Genomic DNA, 26,066 nt, shown 5'->3' with positions numbered 1-26,066 from the left:
GGGAGGTGTATCGGTTGTGTTTAGCTATGCGCTACTTGATAGTTTTGCTCTAGCTCTACGTACAGTATATCCTCCAGCTTATTTTATGTGTCGTACGAAAAGAAGGTGAGGCCCAAAAGAAGACGTTAGCAAAAGCTATTACCTTTAAGGTTTTCCGTTCACATTTAGAATGGCAATCACCTTTCGTTTAGCGATAGAGGTCATGGAATTTCTTCACTACAAAAAATATGATTGGCAGGTATTAACTCACACATATTTCATACGAAGTACGAGGATTTAACGATTCAAATTCCACGTGAGTTTAAACAACAAATCGTAGCTCCTTAAAAGCATTCAAATGCTTCATTAAAAGAACGGTGATTCACTTGCTTAAAAAGGATGAAAAGTTATTGGCACGAGGGTGCCTGAAAAGTGTCTTAACGCATCACTTTTCAGACAACGATATGCTTTTGGTTTGAAATATTACCCACTTCGAAAAGTGATTGTCTTTTTAATATGTTGAAAACACTGAATTTTACGCCTTTGCATTCACTTTTCAAATGGATAAGTGAACCTAGATTTTTCATTGTTCAGAGAAATTTTTTGTTTTTTAGACAGCCCCAATACGATAATGAAAGTAATTTTTCATTTATTTCTTTTTCGATGAAGTAAAAGTAGGTTTAAGAGATAGATAAAAGTAAATAAGAAAGTCAGTATTATTTTTGTTATTAAATTATCTGTAAAACTCCAAAGGACGATATAAAAAAAAATTAAAGCTACTAAACCAGACCATAGTGCACGAGAAAATTTTTCGTTATTATTCAACTTCCAATAAAAAAATTTCATATGACACACATCCCATATTATAATTTATTTTAAATAAATGATAACACAAAAAGGAGTAAATTACAAAAAATGTTTTACAATAATAATGTATATATGGTATTGTATTGTAAATAAGAAAAGGAGGTATTTTGTGAAAAATAAACTAATTTTTGTTATCTGTGCCATGCTTTTGATTTCAACAATTGCTTCAAATTTTAGCGTATCTGCAATGTCCAATGTTAATGTCGGTGCTAGTTCTAATGATAAGTATGAAGTAGAATTTATTGAAAATACTAAAGAGTATCAAAAGATTAAGTTTACTAACAAAGAGACCGGAGATGTTGAGTTTTTAGAAGCTTTCTATTCTGATGGTTCTTCAAATTACCTTTCTACTTATACAGATGAAGAAACAAAGCAAGAAATGCAAGTTGTAATTACGACAGAGAATAATGAATTAACAATTCATAATTTAACTACTGATGAAGAGACAACGGAAAGTATAATTGATATTAAAGAGGCTAATTCAATTCAACCATTTGGACTTCCAGGTGGAAATGGAGATTATGTTTTACAAGCAACATTTAGAGGGTCTAAACAAATAGTTGACAGTGCTGTGGGTATAGTATCTGTAATAGCAGGCATTGTAGCATCAATATTTGGAGGTCCTGTAACGGGTATCGTTACAACAATTGCAATGTATCTGGCTTCAGCTGGTGCTGTAAAATTCTATTATGTACATGAGCTATATTATTGGAGGGATATCCCTGTTTACCCAGCGTATTTTGTTAAATATTATGAGAACTCAAATTACACTGGATTTATTGATATGGTATGGCACACTACAGTTAATTAAAGAACTGACCCTTGGACTTTTAAAATCCAGGGGTTTTATTGTTGAATACGTTTAACTAAGTAGCAGATATTGTTTGTATTCATTGTATATTTTTAAACTATTAAAATTCAAATATCATTTTAAAATTTTTCCGCACAGTATTAGTTGCATCAAGGCTCTAGTATTATGACTTGTGAATTTGTTCACCTACTGTAAAATAAAAGTGGGGGCTAATTATGAAAATTTTTTTAATAGAAGATGACATGTCGATATTTCGCTTAATAGAGGAACAGTTGCAAAAATGGTCCTTACAAATAATGGGGCTAAAAGATTTTCAAACGGTGATGAATGATTTTACCAAAGAAACCCCACAGCTTGTGATAATAGATATTCAATTACCTGCTTACGATGGCTTTCATTGGTGTCGAGAAATTCGAGCGATATCCAATGTGCCGATTTTGTTTTTATCATCAAGAGATCACCCAATGGATATGGTCATGGCAATGCAGCTAGGGGCAGATGACTTTGTTCAAAAGCCTTTTCATATGGAGGTGCTTGTAGCTAAAATCCAAGCATTGTTAAGACGCACATATGATTATCAACAACAGGCGCAGTCGGTGATTAGCTGGCAGGACGCCATCATTGATTATGAACGAGGCATTCTTACATATAACAATCAGCAAATCGATTTTACGAAAAATGAGCTATTTATTTTGAAGCTACTAGTAGAGCGAGTAGATAAAATTGTATCACGGGATGAATTAATGCGTAAATTATGGGATGATGAACGCTTTGTCAATGACAATACGTTAACGGTAAATATTAACCGTCTCCGTCAAAAGCTTGAAGAAGTAGGGTTAATCGATGTCATTGTGACGAAAAAAGGACTTGGTTATATGGCGGTGTCACAATGATTCAACTTTTTTTAAGGCAACATATGCTGTGGATTAGTTTTTTTATGGGAATGCTTTTCATATGGAATGTCATTTGTATGCTTGATATCGGATTTGCCTCTATATCTGTTAGTTATTTAAATAGTATAGCTATCCTAGTGCTCATCATATTTTTAACAGCTCGTTATTATTGGGAAAGACCTAGCTTGAAGCAACTCCTTCATCAAAATTTACTACAGAATGTTGAAGGTGCTCGTTGGGATTTTTATACGCGACAAGTAATTGAACTGTATGAAGAACAAAAGCAAAGACAAGTACAACTTGTCCAAAAAATTAAATTTGACAAAGAGGAAGAACAGGATGAGCTGTTAGCATGGGTGCATGAAATTAAAGCACCACTCACCGCGATGAAATTAATGATTGAACAGCTAGAGGATTATAAAGCGCGTAATCGACTGGAGCAAGAATGGCTACGCCTACATTTATTAGTTGATCAACAATTGCATCAAACGCGATTGCAAACATTAGCAGAGGATAACCGGCTTGAACAGGTGCAATTACGGTCAATCGTTTTTAAAGAAATACGTGAATTCCAAACGTGGTGTATGGAAAAGGGAATTGGATTCCAAATAGATGAGCTAGAGGAAGTCGTTTTGACAGATGCCAAGTGGCTGGGGTTTATTTTACGACAGATACTATCGAATGCCATCAAGTATAGTCCGCACCATAGTGAGATTGTCGTGAGCGTTGCATATGATGCACAAGGACATGCCTTGCTCAAAATCAAGGATGTAGGACAAGGAATTCGTGCAGAAGACTTGCCACGCATTTTCAAAAAATCCTATACGGGTACAATTGGTAGAGAAACGAATGTGGCTACAGGGATGGGGCTTTATTTAGCGAAGCGTGCTGCGACAGCTTTAGGAATTCAATTATATGTTGATTCGATATATGGGAAAGGAACAACCGTTGTATTACAATTTCCTATAGAAAACGAATATGTACAAACATTCGGTATGTGACGACATTGTCACATACCGTTTATTATTGTCACGTAAAACGAACGATTTCTACTTGCATCCACTGTACAATAAAAATACATAAAGAAGCAGGGGGCATAAAGGATGAACATTTTAACGGCTCGTAAAGTCCGTAAAACATATGGTAAGCGTTTAACAACAGTCGAAGTATTGAAAGGCATCGATTTAGAAGTGAGCAAAGGGGAGTTTGTTGGCATTATGGGACCTTCTGGTTCAGGGAAAACAACTTTACTCAATGTGCTGTGCTCAATTGACCGGGTAACAGAAGGGATGGTTGAAATTAATGGGCAGGTTTTGCAGCAAATGAAGGAGCGTGAGCTAGCGGCCTTTAGGCGAGATGCGCTTGGTTTTATTTTTCAAGATTATAATTTGCTCGATACGCTGACGGTGAAGGAAAATATTTTATTGCCATTGGCGATTAAAAAACTACCACAAAAAGCGGCAGAGCAACGCTTTCGGGAGCTTGTTGAAATTTTGGATATTGAAGATATTATTGCAAAATATCCCAATGAAATTTCAGGAGGACAAAAGCAACGTACTTCTGCGGCGCGTGCGTTAATTACAAACCCGTCAATTGTTTTTGCAGATGAACCAACGGGAGCACTTGACTCGAAATCAGCAACGGCACTTTTGAAAAACTTGGAGCAAATTAACATAGAACGCCATGTAACAATTATGATGGTGACACATGATGCGGTGGCAGCGAGCTTTTGCTCACGTGTACTTTTTTTAAAGGATGGGGCGCTCTATACAGAGCTTTATAAAGGCGATAAGACGCGTCAGGAATTTTTTCAGCAAATTTTAAGTACGCAAAGTGTTTTAGGTGGTGATGGCTATGACGATTAGTCGCTTACTTACACGCTCTATGCTAAAAAATATGCGTCATTACTTTTTATATTTCCTCTCACTCATTTTCAGTGTGACACTTTATTTCTCGTTTGTTACCCTACAGTTTAATGAAGAAGTGCTAAAACAGGCGTCCAGTAGCCCAACAGCATCAGCTGGTTTCAAGGCAGCATCGTATTTACTTTATTTTATCGTTTTGTTTTTTGTGCTTTATGCGAATCATTTATTTATCAAAAGACGCAGCAAGGAAATCGGTATGTATCAGCTGATTGGAATGACAAAGGGGCTTATTTTTCGCTTAATTGCGATTGAAAACATCATATTGTTTAGTGGTGCGGTCTTCATCGGTATTGTAGCAGGGCTTCTAAGCTCGCGATTTTTTACGATGATTTTAATGAAGGTGATTGGGCAAGACATTTTAATTAAACTAACATTTAACACACAAGCGATTATACAAACGCTCATGCTATTCAGCGTGATGCTTTTGATCATTTTAGCGCAGCTTAGTTGGATGATTCGACGTGTCTCACTATTATCACTTTTTACAGCTTCTAAACAAACAGAGGAGCGTGTGAAACGCTTTAGTATGTGGCAAATGTTTGTTGGAGCGCTTGGAATTATCTTCATTGGTTACGGTTACTATGAGTCCACACACTTATTTACGACTAATGATGTGAATATATTATTAAAACGCATGATAGTTATTTTAGCATTAACCATTGGTGGAGCATTTTTAGTTTTCCGCTATTCTGTTGCCTTTGTCTTCAATTTACGTCGGTTAATGAAGAATGGTCATTTAACTACGACGGATGTGTTAGCGGTAACGCCGATTATGCATCGGATGAAAGGCAATGCGAAATCACTAACGCTAATTACTGTATTAACAGCAGTTTCGCTTGCTATTTCAACGCTTGCCTATATTTCCTATTATTCAGCAGAGCAAGGAGTAAGGAATGCCGTACCAGCTGATTATGTGCTTCTAACGGAGAAAGGACCTGCATTTTTAACGTTGTTAGATAAGCAAAACATTGACTATCGTGCCATAACATATGAGGATATGAATGCAGAATTTGATGTGGCTCGCTTATTAAAAAATCCTAATGATGCCAATCAGATTTTTTATGCAGAATCTGGCATGAAACAGGTGGTTTCGCAATCTTTTTATGAGCAAGTACATGGAAAAGTCGAGTTAGCAGAGGATGAGGCAATTTTAACGAATATGACAGATGGAGTCACTTCGATGTATGCAATGAATAAACAAGGGGAAATCGAAGTAACGATTGAAACATTAGGAAATCGCTTAAAAGATAGATTAAAGATTGTTGATGTGCGCCAAGAAAGCACCCTTGTACAAAATGGGAGCAACCTAGTGATTTGCGCAGTGCTTGTAGTGTCAGATGCAAAGTATGCGGAGTATAAAAAATTTTACGGTGAGCGCAAGTATATGCCACAAACGCTAGTCTTTTTAGAGAACAAAAGCGATGTAGCGTTGGCTGAAGAGCTATATGTGCAATCAGGAGCTGATATACGAGCTGTTTATGGTGAGGGTGAAGATCAAATTATCTTAAAGCAAAATTCATATAAGCAGGAGCGGCAAGTGTATATGAGCATTTTCGGAATGACGATTTTTATTGCAGCATTTTTAGGACTAGCCTTTTTATTAACAACAGGTAGTATTTTATATTTCAAGCAGATTGCTGAAGCAGATGAGGAGCAGGCGAGTTACACGATTTTAAGAAAAATTGGCTTTTCTGAGCAGGATGTTTTAAAGGGCATTGTTTGGAAGCAAGCATTTAATTTCGGTGTGCCCCTATTGATTGGTTTATTGCATAGCTATTTTGCGGTAAAGTCTGGGTGGTTTTTATTTGGCACAGAGCTAGTAGCGCCGATGCTTATTATGATGGGGCTGTATGTGTTAATGTATGCGGTGTTTATGCTGCTATCGATTCAATACTATCGAAAGACGATCAAAGGTTGTCTATGAGTAACTATTAAATAGGAAGAGAGTAGTGGCACTATATATGCCACTACTTATTTTTTCGAATGAATATGCAGTGTTAACTGTTAATAATGCGCCTTAATCATACGAGAAGTGTTTGTTTATAAAATACTTTACATAAAAGCATTAATTCAGGGGCAACAAGCTATAATTATCGCTTGCAATGACGAGAAATATTTTATATACTAGACAACGGCTTATAAATATAGCGAAATGTATGTAACTGAAGGCATTCAAATTTTTTTATAAAACTACTTGCTTATTGCGATAGTATTGTATATAATATTGAATGTTGGTCTTTGACTGCGATGAAGCGAGAGGTTGCCGACACACCCGGCCGCTTTGCCATGGCGGTGTGTAGGAGAATTTTCGTGGAGAATGTCTAGAAAATAGGCGAGAAGGAGGGAAAGTAATGGCAAAACAAAAAATTCGTATTCGTTTAAAAGCGTATGATCACCGTATTCTTGATCAGTCTGCTGAGAAAATTGTTGAAACTGCTAAACGTTCAGGTGCAAGCGTATCGGGTCCAATTCCGTTACCGACAGAACGTTCTGTGTATACAATTCTTCGTGCGGTTCACAAGTACAAAGATTCTCGTGAGCAATTCGAAATGCGTACGCATAAACGTCTAATCGATATCGTTAACCCAACACCACAAACTGTTGATGCGTTAATGAAGCTTGATTTACCATCTGGCGTTGATATTGAAATCAAACTTTAATGGTAAAACGAAATAGAACTTTTAAAATTTACAGGAGGTGTGACAAATGGCTAAAGGAATCTTAGGTAGAAAAATCGGTATGACTCAAGTTTTCGCTGAGAACGGTGATTTAATCCCAGTAACAGTAATCGAAGCTGCTCCAAACGTAGTTCTTCAAAAGAAAACTGCTGAAACTGATGGCTACGAAGCAATCCAAGTTGGTTTCGAGGACAAGCGCGTTAAGCTTTCAAACAAACCAGAACAAGGTCACGTAGCAAAAGCAAATACGGCTCCTAAGCGCTTCATTCGTGAGTTCCGCAACGTAAACGTAGCAGAATACGAAGTTGGTCAAGAAGTCAAAGTAGAAATTTTCGCAGAAGGCGATGTAATTGATGTAACAGGTGTTTCAAAAGGTAAAGGTTTCCAAGGTGTAATTAAACGCCACGGACAATCTCGTGGTCCTATGGCCCACGGCTCTCGTTACCACCGTCGTCCTGGTTCAATGGGTCCAGTTGCTCCGAACCGCGTATTCAAACAAAAGAAATTACCTGGTCAAATGGGTGGGAACGTTGTAACAATTCAAAACCTTGAAATCGTTAAGGTTGATGCTGAACGTAATCTACTATTAGTAAAAGGTAATGTTCCTGGTTCTAAAAAATCATTAGTAACAGTTAAAACAGCTGTTAAATCTAAATAATTTCTCGAAGAAAGGAGGAAACAGGAATGGCAAAGGTATCTGTACTTAGTCAAACAGGCGCTTCAGTTGGCGAAATCGAATTGAACGATGCGATTTTCGGAATCGAGCCAAACGAAGCTGTATTATTCGACGCAGTAATCGCACAACGTGCTTCTCTACGTCAAGGTAATCACAAAGTAAAAAACCGTTCTGAAGTTGCTGGTGGTGGTCGTAAGCCATGGCGTCAAAAAGGAACTGGTCGTGCTCGTCAAGGTTCGATCCGCTCTCCACAATGGCGCGGCGGTGGTGTCGTATTCGGTCCAACTCCACGTAGCTATTCATATAAACTACCGAAGAAAGTTCGCCGCTTAGCTCTTAAATCAGCTTTATCAGCTAAAGTTGTAGAACAAAACTTCTTAGTACTTGATGCATTAACTTTAAATGCACCAAAAACAAAAGATTTCGCTGCTATTTTAAAAGCGTTAGAAATCAATTCAAAAGCATTATTCGTTACTGCTGAGTTAGATGAAAACGTAGCATTATCTGCTCGTAACATCCCAGGCGTGACTGTTTTAACAGCTAGCGGAATCAACGTTCTTGATCTTTTAGGTCATGACAAAGTTGTATTCACAAAAGCTGCAGTAGAAAAGGTTGAGGAGGTGCTTGGATAATGGAAGCACGTGATATCATTAAACGTCCGGTCATTACTGAGCGTTCTTCTGAATTAATGGCAGAGAAAAAGTATACTTTCGAAGTAGACACTCGCGCTAACAAAACACAAGTTAAAGACGCAGTAGAAGAAATCTTTGGTGTTGAAGTTGATAAAGTAAACATCATGAACTACAAAGGTAAATTCAAACGCGTTGGTAAATACAGTGGCTACACTAACAAACGTCGTAAGGCAATCGTTAAATTAACTGCTGATTCAAAAGAAATCGAATTATTCTAATAGACAGGTGAATACCTGAGCAATTATAGAAGGAGGGAATACAAATGGCGATTAAAAAGTACAAACCAACCTCAAATGGTCGTCGTAACATGACGTCATCTGACTTTGCTGAAATCACTACTAATAAGCCTGAAAAGTCTTTATTAGCTCCGAAAAAACGCAAAGCTGGTCGTAACAACCAAGGTAAAATTACTGTTCGTCATCACGGTGGTGGTCATAAGAAGCAATACCGCGTAATCGACTTTAAACGTATTAAAGACGGCATTCCAGGACGCGTTGCTACAATCGAGTATGATCCAAACCGCTCTGCGAATATCGCATTAATTAACTATGCTGACGGTGAAAAACGTTATATCTTAGCTCCGAAAGGTCTTGAAGTAGGTCAAACGATCGTTTCAGGTCCAGACGCAGATATTAAAGTAGGTAACGCATTACCATTAGCAAACATTCCGATGGGTACAACAATCCATAACATCGAGTTAAAACCTGGTAAAGGTGGACAATTAGTACGTTCTGCTGGTACTTCAGCACAAGTACTTGGACGTGAAGATAAATACGTAATTATCCGTCTTCAATCTGGTGAGGTTCGTTTAGTATTAGCTACTTGCCGTGCAACAGTAGGTCAAGTTGGTAATGAACAACATGAACTTATCCACATTGGTAAAGCTGGTCGTTCTCGTTGGTTAGGTAAACGCCCAACTGTACGTGGTTCTGTAATGAACCCTAACGATCACCCACACGGTGGTGGTGAAGGACGTTCTCCAATCGGACGTAAATCTCCAATGACACCATGGGGTAAACCAGCTCTTGGTTATAAAACACGTAAGAAGAAAAACAAATCTTCTAAATTCATCATTCGTGGACGTAAAAAATAATGTGATTAGGCTACGGTTCGCTAGAAGAACCGTGGTGGGATCACGGAGGGAGGTTCCTAAATGGGTCGCAGCTTGAAAAAAGGACCTTTTGTTGACACTCACCTTATGAAAAAGGTGGAAGTACAAGAGGCTTCTGAGAAAAAACAAGTAATTAAAACTTGGTCTCGCCGTTCTACTATCTTCCCGAACTTCATCGGTTTAACAATCGCTGTATATGATGGACGTAAACACGTTCCTGTATATGTGACAGAAGATATGGTAGGTCATAAATTAGGCGAGTTCGCACCTACACGTACTTACAAAGGTCACGGTGCAGATGATAAGAAAACAAGACGCTAATTTTGAGAGGAGGTAAATCCTAATGACACAAGCTAAAGCTATCGCTCGTACAGTTCGTATCGCTCCTCGTAAAGTTCGTCTAGTAGTAGACTTAATCCGAGGCAAGCAAATCGGTGAAGCAGTTGCAATTTTACGTCATACTCCAAAAGCGGCGTCTCCAGTCGTTGAGAAAGTATTAAAATCTGCAGTTGCTAACGCTGAACACAACTATGAGTTAGATGTAAATAACTTAGTTGTATCTGAAATCTTTGTAGATGAAGGTCCAACATTAAAACGTTTCCGTCCACGTGCTCAAGGACGTGCAAGCGCAATTAACAAACGCACAAGCCACATTACAGTTGTGGTATCAGAGAAGAAGGAGGGTTAATCCGTGGGTCAAAAAGTACATCCAATAGGACTACGAGTTGGTATTATTCGTGACTGGGAATCAAAATGGTTCGCTGAGAAAGACTATGCTACTCTTTTACACGAAGATATCAAAGTTCGTAAACATATCGAATCTACATTAAAAGATGCATCTGTATCTAAAGTAGAAATCGAGCGCGCTGCAAATCGCGTAAACATTACAATTCACACTGCGAAGCCAGGTATGGTAATCGGTAAAGGCGGTACGGAAGTTGAAAACTTACGTAAATACTTAAGCGATGTAACTGGTAAACGCGTTCACATTAATATCGTAGAAATTAAACGTGCTGATCTTGATGCTCGCTTAGTAGCAGAAAACATCGCTCGTCAACTTGAGAACCGCGTATCATTCCGTCGTGCTCAAAAACAAGCAATCCAACGCACAATTCGCGCTGGTGCAAAAGGTATTAAAACACAAGTATCTGGTCGTTTAGGTGGCGCTGATATCGCGCGTGCTGAACATTATAGCGAAGGAACTGTTCCACTTCACACATTACGTGCTGACATCGATTATGCACACGCTGAAGCTGATACAACTTACGGTAAATTAGGCGTTAAAGTTTGGATCTACCGTGGTGAAGTCCTTCCTACTAAAAAGAACTCTGTGGAAGGAGGCAAATAATAATGTTATTACCAAAACGCGTAAAATATCGTCGTGAACACCGTGGTAACATGCGTGGCGAAGCGAAAGGCGGTAAAGAAGTAACATTTGGTGAGTGGGGCTTACAAGCTACTACAGCATCATGGATTACAAACCGTCAAATCGAATCTGCCCGTATTGCAATGACACGTTACATGAAACGTGGCGGTAAAGTTTGGATTAAAATCTTCCCGCACAAACCTTATACGAAAAAGCCTCTAGAAGTCCGCATGGGTTCTGGTAAAGGTTCTCCTGAAGGTTGGGTAGCAGTAGTAAAACCAGGAAAAATTATGTTCGAAATTGCTGGTGTATCTGAAGAGATCGCACGTGAAGCACTTCGTTTAGCATCACATAAGCTTCCTGTTAAATGTAAGATCGTAAAACGTCAAGAAACTGGTGGTGAATCTAATGAAAGCTAATGAAATCCGTGACCTTGCCACTTCTGAAATCGAATTAAAAGTGAAATCACTGAAAGAAGAGCTTTTCAACCTTCGCTTCCAATTGGCGACTGGTCAATTAGAAAACACAGCTCGCATCCGCGAAGTTCGTAAAGCGATTGCGCGCATGAAAACTGTGATTCGTGAAAGAGAAATCAGTGCACAATAATACGAATAAAGGAGGTTTTCTGGCATGACTGAGCGTAACCAACGCAAAGTTTACACAGGCCGTGTTGTTTCTGACAAAATGGACAAAACTGTTACTGTTTTAGTTGAAACATACAAAAAGCACAAGCTTTACGGTAAACGTGTAAAGTATTCTAAAAAGTTTAAGGCTCATGATGAGCAAAACACTGCGAAAATCGGTGATATCGTACGTATCATGGAAACTCGCCCGCTATCAGCTACTAAACATTTCCGTCTAGTGGAAGTTGTAGAAAAAGCGGTTATTATCTAATAACTATTTCGGAAAATATAAAGTTCCGAAGGGAGGTAACCTAAGTGATCCAACAAGAAAGTCGTATGAAAGTTGCTGACAACTCAGGTGCACGTGAAGTTTTAACTATTAAAGTACTTGGTGGTTCTGGACGTAAAACTGCTAACATCGGCGATATCGTCGTATGTACAGTTAAGAAAGCAACACCAGGTGGCGTTGTCAAGAAAGGTGACGTTGTTAAGGCTGTTATCGTTCGCACAAAATCTGGCGTTCGTCGTAAAGATGGTACTTACATTAAATTTGATGAAAATGCTTGCGTTATTATCAGAGATGATAAGTCACCACGCGGAACTCGTATTTTCGGACCTGTTGCACGTGAATTACGTGACAGCAACTTCATGAAAATCGTTTCTCTAGCTCCAGAAGTTCTTTAATTTTCATGACAGTACCAATCAAGGAGGTGCGACACACAATGCATGTAAAAAAGGGCGACAAAGTAAAAGTTATTACTGGTAAAGATAAAGGTAAAGAAGGCGTTATCTTAGCTGCTTTCCCAAAACAAGACCGCGTTCTTGTTGAAGGCGTTAATATCGTTAAAAAGCATATCAAACCTAACCAGTTAAACCCACAAGGTGGTATTGTATCTCAAGAAGCTGCAATCCACGTATCGAACGTAATGCTAATCGATCCTAAATCTGGCGAGCCGACTCGTGTAGGTTATAAAATCGAAAACGGTAAAAAAGTTCGTGTTGCAAAAAAATCAGGTGTAGTAATCGACTAATAAGTAAAACGAGAAAGGAGGTACGAACATGAGCCGCCTAAAAGAAAAATTTGTAAATGAAGTTTCACCTGCTCTAGTGAGCAAGTTTGAATATAAATCAGTAATGCAAGTGCCGAAAGTGGAGAAAATCGTTATTAACATGGGTGTTGGTGACGCTGTACAAAACTCTAAAGCATTAGACGCTGCTGTAGAAGAATTAGCAACTATCACTGGTCAAAAACCAGTTGTAACAAAAGCGAAAAAATCGATTGCAGGTTTCCGTTTACGTGAAGGTATGCCTATCGGTGCTAAAGTTACATTACGCGGTGAGCGTATGTATGAATTCTTGGATAAATTAATCTCTATCGCATTACCACGTGTACGTGACTTCCGCGGTGTTTCTAAAAAAGCATTTGACGGACGCGGTAACTACACTTTAGGTGTGAAAGAACAATTAATTTTCCCAGAAATCGATTACGATAAAGTTTCGAAAGTACGCGGTATGGACATCGTGATCGTAACGACTGCGAATTCTGATGAAGAAGCTCGCGAGTTATTGACACAATTCGGTATGCCGTTCCAGAAGTAATCAAATAAGGAGGGCGAAAACGTGGCTAAAAAATCAATGATCATTAAACAACAACGTAAGCAAAAGTTTAAAGTACAAGAATATACACGTTGTGAACGCTGTGGCCGTCCACACTCTGTATATCGTAAATTTAAGCTTTGCCGTATTTGTTTCCGTGAACTTGCATATAAGGGACAAATTCCTGGCGTTAAAAAAGCCAGCTGGTAATCCCCTAATTTTGGGAAGGAGGTAAATTTTCATGACAATGACTGATCCGATTGCAGATATGCTTACTCGTATTCGTAACGCGAACATGGTTCGTCACGAGAAATTAGAAGTTCCTGCTTCTAACTTAAAGAAAGACATCGCTGAAATTTTAAAGCGTGAAGGTTTCGTACGTGACGTAGAGTATGTCGAAGACAACAAGCAAGGAATCATCCGTATCTTCTTAAAATACGGTAAAGATAACGAACGTGTAATCACTGGTTTAAAACGTATTTCTAAACCTGGTCTACGCGTATACGCTAAAACTAACGAAGTGCCTAAAGTATTAAACGGTCTTGGTATCGCTTTAGTATCAACTTCACAAGGTTTATTAACTGATAAAGAAGCTCGCGCTAAACAAGTTGGCGGAGAAATCTTAGCATACGTTTGGTAATTAGTAACAAAAGAATGGAGGTGCAACTTAATGTCTCGCGTAGGTAAAAAACTTATCGAGGTACCTGCTGGTGTAACAGTTGAAGTCGCTGCTGACAACACTGTTACAGTAAAAGGACCAAAAGGCGAACTAGTTCGTCAATTCAATCAAGATATGAAAATCGAGCAAGAAGGCAACATCATTACTGTTGTTCGCCCTTCTGAATCAAAAGAACACCGCACAATTCACGGTACAACTCGTGCTTTGTTAGCTAACATGGTAACTGGTGTTTCTGAAGGTTTCTCTCGCTCTCTAGAACTTATCGGGGTAGGTTACCGTGCTCAATTGCAAGGTAGCAAACTTGTACTTAACGTAGGTTACTCTCATCCAGTAGAGTTTACACCTGAACAAGGTTTAGAAATTGAAGTTCCTTCAAACACGAAAATCATCGTTAAAGGTATTAATAAAGAGCGTGTTGGTGCATTAGCATCTAACATCCGTGATGTTCGTCCTCCAGAGCCATATAAAGGCAAAGGAATTCGTTATGAAGGCGAATACGTTCGTCGTAAAGAAGGTAAAACAGGTAAATAATGCGAAATAAAGCATTAGAAAGGAGTGACCTCTGTGATTACGAAACAAGATAAAAATCAAGTTCGTAAAAAACGTCATGCACGTGTACGTTCAAAAATTACGGGTACTGCTGAGCGTCCACGCTTAAACGTATTCCGTTCAAACAAGAACATTTACGCACAATTAATTGATGACGTAGCTGGTGTAACTTTAGTATCTGCTAATACACAAGAAAAAGCTTTCGAGGGTAGCGGATCTAACGTTGAAGCAGCTGCTAAAATCGGTGAAACAATCGCAAAACGCGCTGCGGAAAAAAATATTACTACAATTGTATTTGACCGTGGTGGTTACTTATATCATGGACGTGTAAAAGCTTTAGCTGAAGCTGCACGTGAAAACGGCTTAGAATTTTAATAAGAAGGAGGGACATACTTCATGAGTCGCATTGACGCAAACAAATTAGAACAACTTGAAGAACGCGTAGTTACAATTAACCGCGTAGCGAAAGTTGTTAAAGGTGGACGTCGCTTCCGCTTCACAGCATTAGTTGTTGTTGGAGACAAGAACGGCCATGTAGGATTCGGTACTGGTAAAGCTCAAGAGGTGCCAGACGCTATCCGTAAAGCTGTTGAAGACGCGAAGAAAAACTTAATCGAAGTACCACGCGTAGGTGGAACTACTCCACACTTAGTGCAAGGTCGCTTCGGTGCAGGTAAAGTGTTAATTAAACCTGCTGCTCCAGGTACAGGGGTTATCGCTGGTGGTCCAGTACGTGCTGTATTAGAGTTAGCTGGTATTACTGATATTCTTTCAAAATCTCTAGGTTCAAACACACCAATTAACATGGTGCGTGCAACTATTGCAGGTTTAACTGAATTAAAACAAGCTGAGGACGTTGCAAAACTTCGCGGTAAATCAGTGGAAGAATTATTAGGATAAGGGGGGAATTATAATGGCTAAATTACAAATTACCCTTTCTAAATCTGTGATTGGTACAAAACCAGCACAACGTAAAACTATTGAGGCTCTTGGCTTACGTAAAACTAACCAAACTGTTGAACACGCTGATAACGCTGCTGTTCGCGGTATGCTTACAAAAGTAGCTCACTTAGTTACTGTAAAAGAAATTTAATTTCATATCATTGAACAAGGAGGTGCCACTCATAATGAAACTTCATGAGTTGAAACCAGCAGAAGGATCACGTAAAGTACGTAACCGAGTTGGTCGTGGTATCGGTTCTGGTAACGGTAAAACTGCAGGTAAAGGTCATAAAGGTCAAAACGCACGTTCTGGCGGCGGCGTTCGCCCAGGCTTTGAGGGTGGTCAAAACCCACTATTCCGTCGTTTACCTAAACGAGGCTTTACAAATATTAACCGTAAAGAATACGCTATCGTTAACCTTGATGCATTAAACCGTTTCGAAGACGGCGCAGAAGTAACTGCTGCATTGTTATTAGAAACTGGTATTGTGAGTAATGAAAAAGCTGGTATTAAAGTTTTAGGCAATGGAACTTTAACGAAAAAGCTTACAGTAAAAGCTCATAAATTCTCTGCTTCTGCGAAAGCAGCAATCGAGAATGCTGGCGGAACAACTGAGGTGATTTAATGTTTCAGACGATCTCTAACTTTATGCGCGTTCGAGATATACGAAATAAAATCATCTTCACATTATTAATGCTAATCGTCTTTCGTATTGGTACATTTATTCCTGTACCAAACGTGGACGCTCAAGTATTGAAAGCTGCTGATGAGTTTAATATTATCGGCTTCTTAAATACTTTCGGTGGTGGTGCATTGGCAAACTTCTCTATCTTTGCGATGGGGATTATGCCATACATTACTGCTTCAATCATTGTGCAATTATTGCAAATGGACGTTGTTCCTAAATTTGCAGAATGGGCAAAACAAGGTGAAGTTGGTCGACGTAAGTTAGCACAATTTACAAGATATTTTACAATCGTTTTAGCACTTATCCAATCATTTGCTATGTCATTTGGTTTTAATCAGATGTACGGTGGCTCATTGATTACGGATACGAGTATCGGTTCGTATTTAACAATTGCAATTGTGTTAACAACAGGTACTGCTTTCCTACTTTGGTTGTCTGAGCAAATTACAGCAAACGGTGTAGGTAATGGTATTTCCATTATTATCTTTGCTGGTATCGTAGCAGCAATTCCAACTGCAGTTAACCAAGTTTATGCACAGCAAATCCAAGGTGCAGGTGACCAACTATTCATTCGAATTGTAATCCTTGCATTACTAGTATTAGTATTACTTGCTGTTATTGTTGGAGTAATTTATGTCAACCAAGCGTTGCGTAAAATTCCAATTCAATACGCAAAACGAGTAACTGGTCGAGCACAGCAAACAGGTGGTCAACAAACGCACTTACCGTTAAAAGTAAATGCGGCAGGGGTTATTCCGGTAATCTTTGCGATGGCATTCATCGTTACACCACAAACGTTGGCGACGTTCTTCGGTGAAAATAGCGTAACAACATTTATTACTAATATGTTCGATTATAAGCAGGCAACTGGTTTAATCGGATTAACACTTTATATCGCTTTAATTGTTGCCTTCACATACTTCTATGCATTCGTTCAAGTGAATCCAGAAAATGTGGCAGACAACTTAAAGAAACAAGGTGCATACATTCCGGGTATTCGTCCAGGTAATGATACACAGGCTTATTTAACAAAAGTTCTTTATCGTTTAACTTTCGTTGGCGCTATCTTCTTATGTGTTATCTCTGTTATGCCGATTTTATTTACTACATTTATGAACTTACCTGCTTCTGCTCAAATTGGTGGAACAAGTATGATTATCGTAGTTGGTGTAGCACTTGAAACAATGAAGCAATTAGAAGCTCAACTAGTAAAACGTCATTATAAAGGCTTTATGAAATAACGTTGGTTTTAGGGAACGATTTCGTTTCCTTAACCAGCTAGACACAGTAGCTTTATAGGGGGAAACTTCGTATGAATATCGTTTTAATGGGCCTGCCAGGTGCTGGTAAAGGTACACAGGCAGACAAAATTGTTGAGAAGTACGCAATCCCTCATATTTCTACAGGCGATATGTTCCGTGCAGCGATAAAAGACGGTACTGAGCTTGGCTTACAAGCTAAATCGTTTATGGATCAAGGTGCATTAGTACCTGATGAAGTAACAATTGGTATCGTTCGTGAAAGATTATCACAAGCTGACTGTGAAAAAGGTTTTTTATTAGATGGATTCCCACGTACAGTTCCTCAAGCAGAGGCGCTAGATGGCATTCTTGAAAATCTAGGTCGAGCTATCGAACATACGATTAATATCCAAGTTGATAAAGACGAATTAGTAGCACGTTTAAGCGGACGTCGCATTTGTAAAGTTTGTGGCGCTTCTTATCACTTAATTTTCAATCCTCCTAAGGAAGAAGGAAAATGTGATAAAGACGGTGGCGAGCTTTATACACGTGCTGACGATAATCCAGAAACGGTTACAAATCGTTTGGAAGTAAATATGAATCAAGCGCAGCCTTTACTTGACTTTTACCAAGCTAAAGGTGTTTTAACGAATATTGATGGACAGCAAGATATTGCTAAAGTATTTGCTGATCTTGATGCTCTATTACAGAGCGGCCGCAGCTGATACCCGACCCAGGCGCAAGTGAACTGCTTTCGCGGGAGGCATGCGGAGGCAACAACGAAACATAATTTTTGAGAGTTGCAAAAGCATATTGTACCCAATTAATACGGAAGAGGGGAGCACGGTTTGTGTAATGATCCACTTATTGTATAAAGGGTTTCGTGGAAGCATCTGTGTAACGGGTATGAATCTCTCATCCAAGACATTCCGGCTATCGTGTTAACATAAGGGATACAGCTTTCTTACCGGAATCTGTTTATTCCATGGATTGTGTGAAGCGAAACCAGACGAGCGTCTTTCGAACATCTCTCATACAATCCAAGCATATGTTGAGACGAGTTGCTTCTAAATAACGGAAGAAAACAGTTATAATGGTTATCTGTATGATAATCAGAAATTGCATATAGAAGGGAGACGAGAGTGAATGGCGAAAGATGATGTAATTGAAGTCGAAGGGACAGTTGTTGAGACTTTGCCAAACGCGATGTTTAAGGTAGAATTAGAAAATGGGCATGTAGTGCTTGCACATGTTTCTGGAAAGATTCGTATGCACTTTATCCGCATTCTACCGGGAGATAAGGTTACTATTGAGTTATCTCCATATGATTTAACTCGCGGTCGTATCACATACCGTTTTAAATAATCTTTTGCACTCCGGACTATTAAGGAGGTTAGGTTAGATGAAAGTGAGACCATCTGTGAAACCGATCTGCGAAAAGTGTAAAGTAATTCGCCGACGCGGTAAAGTAATGGTAATCTGTGAAAATCCTAAACACAAACAAAAACAAGGATAATTAATAAGGAGGTGCACACGTAAATGGCACGTATTGCTGGTGTTGATATTCCTCGCGACAAACGCGTTGTAATTTCATTAACTTACATTTTCGGTATTGGTAAAACAACTTCACAAAAAGTATTAGCAGCTGCAGGTATTGATGAAAATATCCGCGTTCGCGACTTAACTGAAGATCAATTAAACCAAATCCGTGAACAATTAGACACTTATAAAGTGGAAGGTGACTTACGTCGCGAAGTTTCACTTAATATTAAACGTCTGATGGAAATCGGTTGTAACCGTGGTATCCGTCACCGTCGTGGTTTACCTGTTCGTGGTCAAAATACGAAGAACAACGCACGTACGCGTAAAGGTCCTCGTAAAACTGTAGCGAATAAGAAAAAATAATTAAGTAAAGGAGGTTCCTTCTTAACATGGCTCGTAAACAACAAACTCGTAAACGTCGTGTGAAAAAGAATATTGAATCTGGTATTGCACACATTCGTTCTACATTTAACAATACAATCGTAACGATTACAGATATGCAAGGTAACGCTGTATCTTGGTCAAGCGCTGGTGCTCTTGGTTTCCGTGGTTCACGTAAATCTACACCATTTGCTGCTCAAATGGCTGCTGAAACAGCTGCAAAAGCATCCCTTGAACATGGTCTAAAAACGTTGGAAGTAACTGTTAAAGGTCCTGGTGCTGGTCGTGAAGCTGCTATTCGTGCACTTCAAGCTGCTGGTTTAGATGTAACTGCTATTAAAGACGTTACTCCAGTTCCACATAACGGTTGCCGTCCGCCAAAACGTCGTCGCGTGTAGTGGGTGCAGCTTAAAGATTTTATATCTTTAAGTACATCATTTCTTTGTGCAAATGTCTTGTGCAACTTATTAGTAAAGTCAATCAAGAATAACAACTATGATGGTATGAACCTATACATTGATGTTTTGAAGGAGGGTAAATTGAATGATCGAAATTGAAAAACCAAAGATTGAGACAGTGGAGATCAGCGAAGATGCCAAATATGGCAAGTTTGTTGTAGAACCGCTAGAGCGCGGATATGGAAACACTTTGGGAAATTCTTTACGTCGTATCCTTCTGTCTTCATTACCAGGAGCTGCTGTAACGTCAATTCAAATTGACGGCGTATTACACGAATTCTCTACTGTAGAAGGCGTTGTAGAAGATGTTGCTTCAATTATCTTAAACGTGAAAAAGTTAGCTTTAAAAATCTACTCTGACGAAGAAAAAGTCATTGAGATTGATGTAAAAGGTGATGGAACGGTTACTGCTGCTGACATTACACATGACAGCGACGTTGAAATTTTAAATCCAGATCTATATATTGCAACAATCGCGAAAAACGGTCATTTACGTATGCGTATGTATGCGCAACGTGGTCGTGGCTATACTCCTGCTGATCAAAACAAACGTGAGGATCTTCCTATCGGCGTGATCCCGATCGACTCTATTTACACTCCAGTTTCACGCGTCAATTTCCAAGTGGAAAACACTCGTGTTGGACAAAACTCTGATTACGATAAGTTATCACTTGATGTATGGACAGATGGAAGTATCGGTCCGAAAGAGGCGATTTCGCTTGGAGCGAAAATTTTAACAGAGCATTTAAACATTTTCGTAGGCATGACAAATGAAGCGCAAACTGCTGAAATCATGGTAGAAAAAGAAGAAGACCAAAAAGAAAAGGTTTTAGAGATGACTATCGAAGAGCTAGATCTTTCTGTTCGTTCTTACAACTGTTTAAAACGCGCAGGTATCAATACGGTGCTTGAATTAGCGAATAAATCAGAAGATGACATGATGAAAGTGCGTAACCTTGGTCGCAAGTCTTTAGAAGAAGTTAAAGCGAAGTTAGAAGAGCTTGGTTTAGGATTACGTAAAGAAGACTAAGCGAATTTGAAATAGATATTTTTTAAAGGAGGGAAACATCCATGGGTTACAGAAAACTTGGTCGTACAAGTTCTCAACGTAAAGCGATGTTACGTGACTTAGCTACTGACTTAATCATCAACGAGCGCATCGAAACAACTGAAGCTCGCGCGAAGGAAGTTCGTAAAGCTGTTGAAAAAATGATTACTTTAGGTAAACGCGGTGATTTACATGCTCGTCGTCAAGCGGCTGCATTTATCCGTCGTGAGTTAGTAACAAAAACTGACGAAGAAGGTAACGAAACAACTTCATTCGCACTACAAAAATTGTTCGATGATGTTGCACCACGTTACGCAGAGCGTCAAGGTGGTTACACTCGTATCCTTAAAGTAGGTCCTCGTCGTGGAGACGGCGCACCTGTAGTTGTGATTGAACTAGTTTAATCCATTAACGACAGTTGATTTTGAGGGGGTGCCTAGTTCACCTATGAACAATGGCACTCCCTTTCTTTAAATAGTAAAGATTTATACGACAAATAATTAAGCAGAGCGTTACGATGAGCGAAACTTCATGTTGGCGTCTCGTCTAGCTCTCCGCACCTCATTCAATCAGAGTACGGAAATGAGCAGCCGTATTCTCCTTAATGTAGTGATAAGCGCATTTCTCTGAATGAGGTGCGCGCTTTTTTATTTTGAAACAGCTTGATATTCCTATATTACTAGAGAATGAGCTAAGCGATTACCCAGGAAATAAACTTGCAAGTTACATACATAAACATAAAGTACGTTTAGGCAATTATTGCTTTACAACGTGCTTTATTTTTATATATGTATATGTGGAAATTGTTTAGAAAACAGTGTAATTTTAATAGTGGAGCAGAGAAAGGAAGGGGCAGCTGAGTTATGACAGAAATTTTATCTTTTCACAATGTGACATTTTCTTATACACCCGAAGATGAAACAGCACGTAAAGCAGTGCAAAATGTTTCATTTAGCGTGCAACAAGGAGAATGGATTGCAATCGTTGGCCATAATGGTTCAGGTAAATCAACAATGGCAAAGCTTATGAACGGTTTATTATTCCCAGCTGAAGGTGAAGTACGTGTATTGCGTGATCCTTTAACAGAGGAAAACCTGTGGGATATACGGTCACAAGTTGGGATGGTGTTCCAAAACCCTGACAATCAATTTGTTGGTGCAACAGTGCAGGACGATGTTGCATTTTCATTAGAAAACAATGGTGTAGCATATGAAGAAATGGTCACACGTGTAAAGGATGCATTAAAGCAAGTAAAAATGGATCAGTTTTTAAACCATGAACCACATCATTTATCTGGAGGGCAGAAGCAACGTGTAGCCATTGCAGGCGCATTAGCGATATACCCGAAAGTTTTAATATTAGATGAAGCTACATCCATGTTAGACCCACAAGGGCGCGATGAAGTGTTAGGTACAGTACAAGCGCTACGTGAAAAAATTGGATTAACAGTTATTTCGATTACACATGATTTAGAAGAAGCAATGCTAGCAGACCGTATTATTTTTATGAATGATGGCAAAAAATATGCAGAAGGTACACCGAATGAGATTTTTGCGTTAGGTGAAGAATTAATTGCATTTGGCTTAGATTTACCTTTTGCAATGAAAATGACAAAGCTTTTACAGCAGCAAGGTGTTAAGCTAGTAGGGCAACATATGACAGAAGAAGAGCTGGTGAATGATTTATGGACATCAAACTTCAACAAGTAAGCTATGCTTATGGGAAAGATACGCCATTTGAAAAATATGCGCTATATGATGTGGATTTAGTGATTCCTCATCAATCGTATCAAGCAATTATCGGACATACGGGCTCGGGGAAATCAACTATCTTACAGCACTTTAATGGGCTATTAAAGCCTTCTACAGGTGAAGTCCATATCGGCGATCGCATAATTGAAGCAGGAAAGAAAGCTAAGGAGCTAAAGCCTGTACGTCAAAAAGTAGGTATCGTTTTTCAATTTCCAGAGCATCAATTATTTGAAGAAACAGTATTAAAGGATATTATGTTTGGACCAATGAATTTTGGGGTTTCTGCGGAAGAGGCAGAGCGTCGAGCACGTGAGCTGATTGCACTTGTAGGCTTGCCAGAGGAAGTGCTAGAAAAATCACCCTTTGATTTATCAGGAGGGCAAATGCGCAGGGTAGCAATTGCGGGTGTTTTGGCAATGCAGCCAGAGGTCATCGTATTAGATGAACCAACAGCAGGCTTAGACCCACGTGGTCAAAAGGAAATTATGGACATGTTCTATCAATTGCATCAAACACAAGGGCTAACAACGATTCTTGTGACACATAGCATGGAGGATGCAGCACGCTACGCAGATCGCATTGCGATTATGCATGAAGGTCGCTGTGTAGTCACTGGAGAGCCTAGAGCTATTTTTACAGATGTGGAAACGTTAGCGAAATATCGACTCGAACCACCACGAATTGTTCGGTTCCAGCAGCGCGTGGAGAAATTGATAGGTGAGACATTGCCGAAAGTGTGTTTAACAGAGGAAGAGCTAGCGATTGAATTAGCACAGGCTGTCAAGAAGGGGCGTGACCAAAAATGATGGAGAAAATGATTTTTGGTCGCTACATTCCAGGCAATTCATTTGTACATAAACTAGACCCACGAGCGAAGCTTATTTTTGTCTTTGCTTTTATCGTTGTTGTCTTCTTAGCAAATAATGTTGTCACGTATGCAGCACTTCTTGCATTCACTCTGTTTATTATATTAATATCTCGCATTCGCCTATATTTTTTGATTAATGGTTTAAAGCCAATTATCTTTTTAATGATCTTTACATTTTTATTGCATACGCTGTTTACGCGTGAAGGTGCAGTCGTTTTAGATTTAGGCTTCTTAAAAATTTATGAGCAAGGCTTGAGACAAGGTATTTTTATTTCGATTCGCTTTTTAGTGCTCGTATTTATGACATCGATTTTAACATTAACAACATCGCCAATATCGATTACAGATGGTCTTGAAGTATTGCTTAACCCATTAAAGAAAATTAAAGTGCCTGTGCATGAATTAGCGTTAATGATGTCTATCTCGTTACGCTTTATCCCAACCCTAATGGATGAAACGGATAAAATTATGAAAGCACAAATGGCTCGTGGCTCTGATTTAAGTGCAGGGCCAATCAAGGATCGCTTAAAGGCGGTTGTCCCATTATTAGTGCCACTTTTCGTCAGTGCCTTTAAACGTGCTGAAGATTTAGCGACAGCGATGGAAGTGCGTGGTTATCGTGGCGGGGAAGGTAGAACACGCTACCGTCAGTTGAAGTGGGATTACCGTGATACGATTTGTGTTATCTCACTCCTTGTGTTGACAGCTGTGCTCGTATTTTATCGAAACTAGAGGTGACGCATGAGATTAAAAGCAACAATTAGCTATGATGGTACACAATTTGCTGGCTATCAAGTACAGCCTGGTGAGCGAACAGTGCAACTAGAGCTAGAAAAGGTATTAATGAAAATGCACAAAGGTGAGCGTGTACATGTCACTGCGAGTGGTCGTACAGATGCACGTGTGCATGCAACCGGACAAGTAATTCATTTTGATACATCGTTAGTAATCCCCACTGATAGCTATCAAAAGGCATTAAATGTCCAGCTGCCAAACGATATTCGCATTTTAGCTGTAGAGCAAGTAGCAGATGATTTCCATGCTCGATATAGCGTAACAGGTAAACGTTATCGTTATATTTGGGATTGTAGTAAAGTACAAAGTCCATTTCGACGCTTTTATTCAGTAGAAACGAGAGGCATCAAACCGAATATTGAAGCGATGCATGAAGCGGCACAATTGATTGTTGGCACACATGATTTCACGTGTTTTTGTGCAGCTAATACGAGCGTTGTTGATAAAGTGCGTACAGTTCATTCATTAGAATTAGAATGGATCGGTGATGAGCTACATATGACAATTGCAGGCAATGGTTTTTTATATAATATGGTACGTATTATTGCAGGTACGCTATGGGAGGTTGGCATTGGTCGTCGTGAAGCTCAAACAGTAGCGGAGGCAATTGAAGCACAGGATCGTAGCAAGGCAGGGAAAACAGCACCTGCACATGGACTTTATTTGGAGGAAGTGTTTTATTAGATTACAAATATTATTGGTAAGGCAATAAACTAGTCCGCCAAAACGGCATTATTTCAAGCTTTTCCTGCAATATTCATGCTTTAACAACATCTCCAGGTGTTCAATAAAAATTCTTGACTTATAGTGCAATTCGTTATATGATGATGTATGGTATTTTCATTACCACCACAAATAAGCCCCGAAACTTATAGTGTATAATAATGAAAAATAACGGTAATCGAATTAATTAGGAGGATATATACATGCGTACAACATTCATGGCTAAAGGTCACGAAGTAGAACGTAAATGGTTAGTAGTTGACGCAGAAGGCCAAACTCTTGGACGTTTAGCTTCTGAAGTAGCTGCCATTTTACGTGGTAAACATAAACCAACTTTCACACCAAACGTTGACACAGGTGATCACGTAATCATCATCAACGCTGACAAAATCGAATTAACAGGTAACAAATTAGAGGGTAAAATCTATTACCGTCACACTCAATTCGCTGGTGGTTTAAAACAACGCACAGCTGGCGAAATGAAAGAAAAATACCCAACTCAAATGATCGAGTTAGCGGTTAAAGGGATGCTTCCTAAAAACTCTTTAGGTCGTAAAATGTTCAGCAAACTTAATGTTTATGCTGGCGCAGAGCACCCACATGCAGCACAAAAACCGGAAAGCTACGAGCTTCGCGGATAATATACTACATTAATAGGAGGATACAATCTTGGCACAAGTTCAATACATCGGCACAGGTCGCCGTAAAAGCTCAGTAGCTCGCGTACGTTTAGTACCAGGCGAAGGCAAAATCGTAATCAATAACCGTGATGTTGCGGATTACCTACCATACGAAACTTTACTTTTAATCATCAACCAACCACTTGAAGCAACTGAAACAAAAGGTAGCTACGACGTTCATGTAAACGTAAACGGTGGTGGTTTCACAGGTCAAGCTGGTGCAATCCGTCACGGTATCGCACGCGCTTTATTACAAGTTGACCCAGATTTCCGTCCAGCACTTAAATCTGCAGGTTTATTAACTCGTGATGCACGTATGAAAGAGCGTAAAAAACCAGGTTTACGCGGCGCTCGTCGTTCACCACAGTTCTCAAAACGTTAATATCGTTGTTATATCAGCGTTTTTCAAAACCTCTCTCGGTTGTCGGAGGGCACTGAAAAACTTACGTTTTTTATATCGTATTGGTTTTCAAAATAAAAAGAAGGCACTTTCTGTTCGATTT

Annotated in this window: 40 protein-coding genes; all 40 read left to right on the top strand. The window is 39.2% G+C overall.

Features of this window, described 5'->3' with window-relative positions:
* Window positions 1–955 precede the first annotated feature (955 nt).
* A complete protein-coding gene (locus M3Z76_RS09165) occupies window positions 956–1,657 on the top strand; it encodes a hypothetical protein (protein ID WP_293924104.1) in 702 nt (233 codons plus the stop codon).
* Between the two features lie 215 nt (window positions 1,658–1,872).
* Entirely contained in the window at window positions 1,873–2,550 is a 678-nt protein-coding gene (locus M3Z76_RS09160; protein ID WP_293924105.1) for a response regulator transcription factor, read from the top strand.
* On the top strand, window positions 2,547–3,551 hold the full coding sequence (locus M3Z76_RS09155; protein ID WP_293924107.1) for a sensor histidine kinase: 1,005 nt from the start codon (window positions 2,547–2,549) through the stop codon (window positions 3,549–3,551). Before M3Z76_RS09160 ends, M3Z76_RS09155 begins: the two co-directional genes overlap by 4 nt.
* A 102-nt stretch (window positions 3,552–3,653) precedes the next feature.
* Window positions 3,654–4,415, top strand: coding sequence for an ABC transporter ATP-binding protein (locus M3Z76_RS09150; RefSeq protein ID WP_293924109.1), 762 nt, complete (start codon window positions 3,654–3,656; stop codon window positions 4,413–4,415).
* Window positions 4,405–6,399, top strand: coding sequence for an ABC transporter permease (locus M3Z76_RS09145; RefSeq protein WP_293924112.1), 1,995 nt, complete (start codon window positions 4,405–4,407; stop codon window positions 6,397–6,399). The genes M3Z76_RS09150 and M3Z76_RS09145 overlap by 11 nt, the downstream gene beginning before the upstream one ends.
* A gap of 427 nt (window positions 6,400–6,826) precedes the next feature.
* Complete coding sequence (gene rpsJ / locus M3Z76_RS09140) at window positions 6,827–7,135, top strand: 30S ribosomal protein S10 (RefSeq protein WP_042478628.1); 309 nt, start codon at window positions 6,827–6,829, stop codon at window positions 7,133–7,135.
* A 46-nt stretch (window positions 7,136–7,181) separates the two neighbouring features.
* Complete coding sequence (rplC, locus tag M3Z76_RS09135; RefSeq protein ID WP_293924125.1) at window positions 7,182–7,811, top strand: 50S ribosomal protein L3; 630 nt, start codon at window positions 7,182–7,184, stop codon at window positions 7,809–7,811.
* A 26-nt stretch (window positions 7,812–7,837) separates the two neighbouring features.
* The gene (gene rplD / locus M3Z76_RS09130) at window positions 7,838–8,461 is read left to right on the top strand and encodes a 50S ribosomal protein L4 (RefSeq protein ID WP_293924127.1); all 624 of its coding nucleotides are present in this window, start codon (window positions 7,838–7,840) and stop codon (window positions 8,459–8,461) included.
* On the top strand, window positions 8,461–8,739 hold the full coding sequence (gene rplW, locus M3Z76_RS09125; RefSeq protein ID WP_042478634.1) for a 50S ribosomal protein L23: 279 nt from the start codon (window positions 8,461–8,463) through the stop codon (window positions 8,737–8,739). Before rplD ends, rplW begins: the two co-directional genes overlap by 1 nt.
* Before the next feature lie 44 nt (window positions 8,740–8,783).
* Window positions 8,784–9,614 carry a 50S ribosomal protein L2 gene (gene rplB, locus M3Z76_RS09120; protein WP_107839051.1) on the top strand — a complete coding sequence of 277 codons (831 nt, stop codon included), beginning with the start codon at window positions 8,784–8,786 and terminating at the stop codon, window positions 9,612–9,614.
* Window positions 9,615–9,674: 60 nt separating this feature from the next.
* Window positions 9,675–9,953: a 30S ribosomal protein S19 gene (gene rpsS / locus M3Z76_RS09115; RefSeq protein WP_066542807.1), complete on the top strand. Its 279-nt coding sequence runs from the start codon at window positions 9,675–9,677 to the stop codon at window positions 9,951–9,953.
* Window positions 9,954–9,975: 22 nt separating this feature from the next.
* A complete protein-coding gene (rplV, locus tag M3Z76_RS09110; RefSeq protein WP_042478638.1) occupies window positions 9,976–10,320 on the top strand; it encodes a 50S ribosomal protein L22 in 345 nt (114 codons plus the stop codon).
* A 3-nt stretch (window positions 10,321–10,323) separates the two neighbouring features.
* A complete protein-coding gene (gene rpsC / locus M3Z76_RS09105) occupies window positions 10,324–10,980 on the top strand; it encodes a 30S ribosomal protein S3 (protein ID WP_293924141.1) in 657 nt (218 codons plus the stop codon).
* Between the two features lie 2 nt (window positions 10,981–10,982).
* Window positions 10,983–11,417: a 50S ribosomal protein L16 gene (gene rplP / locus M3Z76_RS09100; protein ID WP_042478640.1), complete on the top strand. Its 435-nt coding sequence runs from the start codon at window positions 10,983–10,985 to the stop codon at window positions 11,415–11,417.
* Window positions 11,407–11,604, top strand: a complete 198-nt coding sequence (gene rpmC, locus M3Z76_RS09095; RefSeq protein WP_042478642.1) for a 50S ribosomal protein L29 — start codon at window positions 11,407–11,409, stop codon at window positions 11,602–11,604. The genes rplP and rpmC overlap by 11 nt, the downstream gene beginning before the upstream one ends.
* A gap of 24 nt (window positions 11,605–11,628) precedes the next feature.
* Entirely contained in the window at window positions 11,629–11,892 is a 264-nt protein-coding gene (gene rpsQ / locus M3Z76_RS09090; protein ID WP_066168887.1) for a 30S ribosomal protein S17, read from the top strand.
* A 44-nt stretch (window positions 11,893–11,936) separates the two neighbouring features.
* Window positions 11,937–12,305: a 50S ribosomal protein L14 gene (gene rplN / locus M3Z76_RS09085; protein ID WP_004233650.1), complete on the top strand. Its 369-nt coding sequence runs from the start codon at window positions 11,937–11,939 to the stop codon at window positions 12,303–12,305.
* Between the two features lie 38 nt (window positions 12,306–12,343).
* A complete protein-coding gene (gene rplX / locus M3Z76_RS09080) occupies window positions 12,344–12,652 on the top strand; it encodes a 50S ribosomal protein L24 (protein ID WP_042478647.1) in 309 nt (102 codons plus the stop codon).
* A gap of 28 nt (window positions 12,653–12,680) precedes the next feature.
* On the top strand, window positions 12,681–13,220 hold the full coding sequence (gene rplE, locus M3Z76_RS09075; protein WP_042478649.1) for a 50S ribosomal protein L5: 540 nt from the start codon (window positions 12,681–12,683) through the stop codon (window positions 13,218–13,220).
* A gap of 21 nt (window positions 13,221–13,241) precedes the next feature.
* The gene (locus M3Z76_RS09070; protein ID WP_036183114.1) at window positions 13,242–13,427 is read left to right on the top strand and encodes a type Z 30S ribosomal protein S14; all 186 of its coding nucleotides are present in this window, start codon (window positions 13,242–13,244) and stop codon (window positions 13,425–13,427) included.
* 31 nt (window positions 13,428–13,458) lie between these two features.
* Window positions 13,459–13,857, top strand: a complete 399-nt coding sequence (rpsH, locus tag M3Z76_RS09065; protein WP_293924216.1) for a 30S ribosomal protein S8 — start codon at window positions 13,459–13,461, stop codon at window positions 13,855–13,857.
* A gap of 30 nt (window positions 13,858–13,887) precedes the next feature.
* Complete coding sequence (rplF, locus tag M3Z76_RS09060; protein ID WP_293924219.1) at window positions 13,888–14,427, top strand: 50S ribosomal protein L6; 540 nt, start codon at window positions 13,888–13,890, stop codon at window positions 14,425–14,427.
* A 33-nt stretch (window positions 14,428–14,460) separates the two neighbouring features.
* Window positions 14,461–14,820, top strand: coding sequence for a 50S ribosomal protein L18 (gene rplR, locus M3Z76_RS09055; protein ID WP_293924221.1), 360 nt, complete (start codon window positions 14,461–14,463; stop codon window positions 14,818–14,820).
* 21 nt (window positions 14,821–14,841) lie between these two features.
* Complete coding sequence (gene rpsE, locus M3Z76_RS09050; protein WP_107839043.1) at window positions 14,842–15,345, top strand: 30S ribosomal protein S5; 504 nt, start codon at window positions 14,842–14,844, stop codon at window positions 15,343–15,345.
* 10 nt (window positions 15,346–15,355) lie between these two features.
* Entirely contained in the window at window positions 15,356–15,538 is a 183-nt protein-coding gene (gene rpmD, locus M3Z76_RS09045) for a 50S ribosomal protein L30 (protein WP_193768921.1), read from the top strand.
* A gap of 34 nt (window positions 15,539–15,572) precedes the next feature.
* Complete coding sequence (gene rplO / locus M3Z76_RS09040; RefSeq protein WP_293924225.1) at window positions 15,573–16,013, top strand: 50S ribosomal protein L15; 441 nt, start codon at window positions 15,573–15,575, stop codon at window positions 16,011–16,013.
* Entirely contained in the window at window positions 16,013–17,317 is a 1,305-nt protein-coding gene (gene secY, locus M3Z76_RS09035) for a preprotein translocase subunit SecY (protein WP_293924227.1), read from the top strand. Before rplO ends, secY begins: the two co-directional genes overlap by 1 nt.
* 71 nt (window positions 17,318–17,388) lie before the next feature.
* Entirely contained in the window at window positions 17,389–18,042 is a 654-nt protein-coding gene (locus tag M3Z76_RS09030) for an adenylate kinase (protein ID WP_293924229.1), read from the top strand.
* 421 nt (window positions 18,043–18,463) lie between these two features.
* A complete protein-coding gene (infA, locus tag M3Z76_RS09020) occupies window positions 18,464–18,682 on the top strand; it encodes a translation initiation factor IF-1 (RefSeq protein ID WP_042478660.1) in 219 nt (72 codons plus the stop codon).
* A gap of 37 nt (window positions 18,683–18,719) precedes the next feature.
* Entirely contained in the window at window positions 18,720–18,833 is a 114-nt protein-coding gene (gene rpmJ / locus M3Z76_RS09015; RefSeq protein WP_000868344.1) for a 50S ribosomal protein L36, read from the top strand.
* A 23-nt stretch (window positions 18,834–18,856) separates the two neighbouring features.
* Window positions 18,857–19,222: a 30S ribosomal protein S13 gene (gene rpsM, locus M3Z76_RS09010; RefSeq protein WP_107839038.1), complete on the top strand. Its 366-nt coding sequence runs from the start codon at window positions 18,857–18,859 to the stop codon at window positions 19,220–19,222.
* Window positions 19,223–19,248: 26 nt separating this feature from the next.
* On the top strand, window positions 19,249–19,638 hold the full coding sequence (rpsK, locus tag M3Z76_RS09005; protein ID WP_053482801.1) for a 30S ribosomal protein S11: 390 nt from the start codon (window positions 19,249–19,251) through the stop codon (window positions 19,636–19,638).
* Window positions 19,639–19,783: 145 nt separating this feature from the next.
* The gene (locus M3Z76_RS09000; protein WP_042478667.1) at window positions 19,784–20,728 is read left to right on the top strand and encodes a DNA-directed RNA polymerase subunit alpha; all 945 of its coding nucleotides are present in this window, start codon (window positions 19,784–19,786) and stop codon (window positions 20,726–20,728) included.
* Window positions 20,729–20,769: 41 nt separating this feature from the next.
* Window positions 20,770–21,150, top strand: a complete 381-nt coding sequence (gene rplQ, locus M3Z76_RS08995; RefSeq protein ID WP_042478668.1) for a 50S ribosomal protein L17 — start codon at window positions 20,770–20,772, stop codon at window positions 21,148–21,150.
* 459 nt (window positions 21,151–21,609) lie between these two features.
* Window positions 21,610–22,455, top strand: coding sequence for an energy-coupling factor ABC transporter ATP-binding protein (locus tag M3Z76_RS08990; protein ID WP_293925876.1), 846 nt, complete (start codon window positions 21,610–21,612; stop codon window positions 22,453–22,455).
* Window positions 22,431–23,303 carry an energy-coupling factor ABC transporter ATP-binding protein gene (locus M3Z76_RS08985; protein ID WP_293925878.1) on the top strand — a complete coding sequence of 291 codons (873 nt, stop codon included), beginning with the start codon at window positions 22,431–22,433 and terminating at the stop codon, window positions 23,301–23,303. Before M3Z76_RS08990 ends, M3Z76_RS08985 begins: the two co-directional genes overlap by 25 nt.
* On the top strand, window positions 23,300–24,097 hold the full coding sequence (locus M3Z76_RS08980; protein WP_293925881.1) for an energy-coupling factor transporter transmembrane component T family protein: 798 nt from the start codon (window positions 23,300–23,302) through the stop codon (window positions 24,095–24,097). Before M3Z76_RS08985 ends, M3Z76_RS08980 begins: the two co-directional genes overlap by 4 nt.
* Before the next feature lie 9 nt (window positions 24,098–24,106).
* Complete coding sequence (truA, locus tag M3Z76_RS08975; protein ID WP_293925884.1) at window positions 24,107–24,844, top strand: tRNA pseudouridine(38-40) synthase TruA; 738 nt, start codon at window positions 24,107–24,109, stop codon at window positions 24,842–24,844.
* 242 nt (window positions 24,845–25,086) lie between these two features.
* Window positions 25,087–25,524 (top strand): 50S ribosomal protein L13, encoded by a 438-nt coding sequence (gene rplM / locus M3Z76_RS08970; protein ID WP_293925887.1) that lies wholly within the window; start codon window positions 25,087–25,089, stop codon window positions 25,522–25,524.
* Between the two features lie 28 nt (window positions 25,525–25,552).
* Window positions 25,553–25,945 carry a 30S ribosomal protein S9 gene (gene rpsI, locus M3Z76_RS08965; protein ID WP_042478678.1) on the top strand — a complete coding sequence of 131 codons (393 nt, stop codon included), beginning with the start codon at window positions 25,553–25,555 and terminating at the stop codon, window positions 25,943–25,945.
* The last annotated feature ends 121 nt before the right edge of the window (window positions 25,946–26,066 follow it).

The organism is Metasolibacillus sp., from assembly GCF_025291715.1.
GTDB classification, from domain to species: domain Bacteria; phylum Bacillota; class Bacilli; order Bacillales_A; family Planococcaceae; genus Metasolibacillus; species Metasolibacillus louembei.
This window is presented reverse-complemented; position numbering and strand designations above follow the sequence as displayed.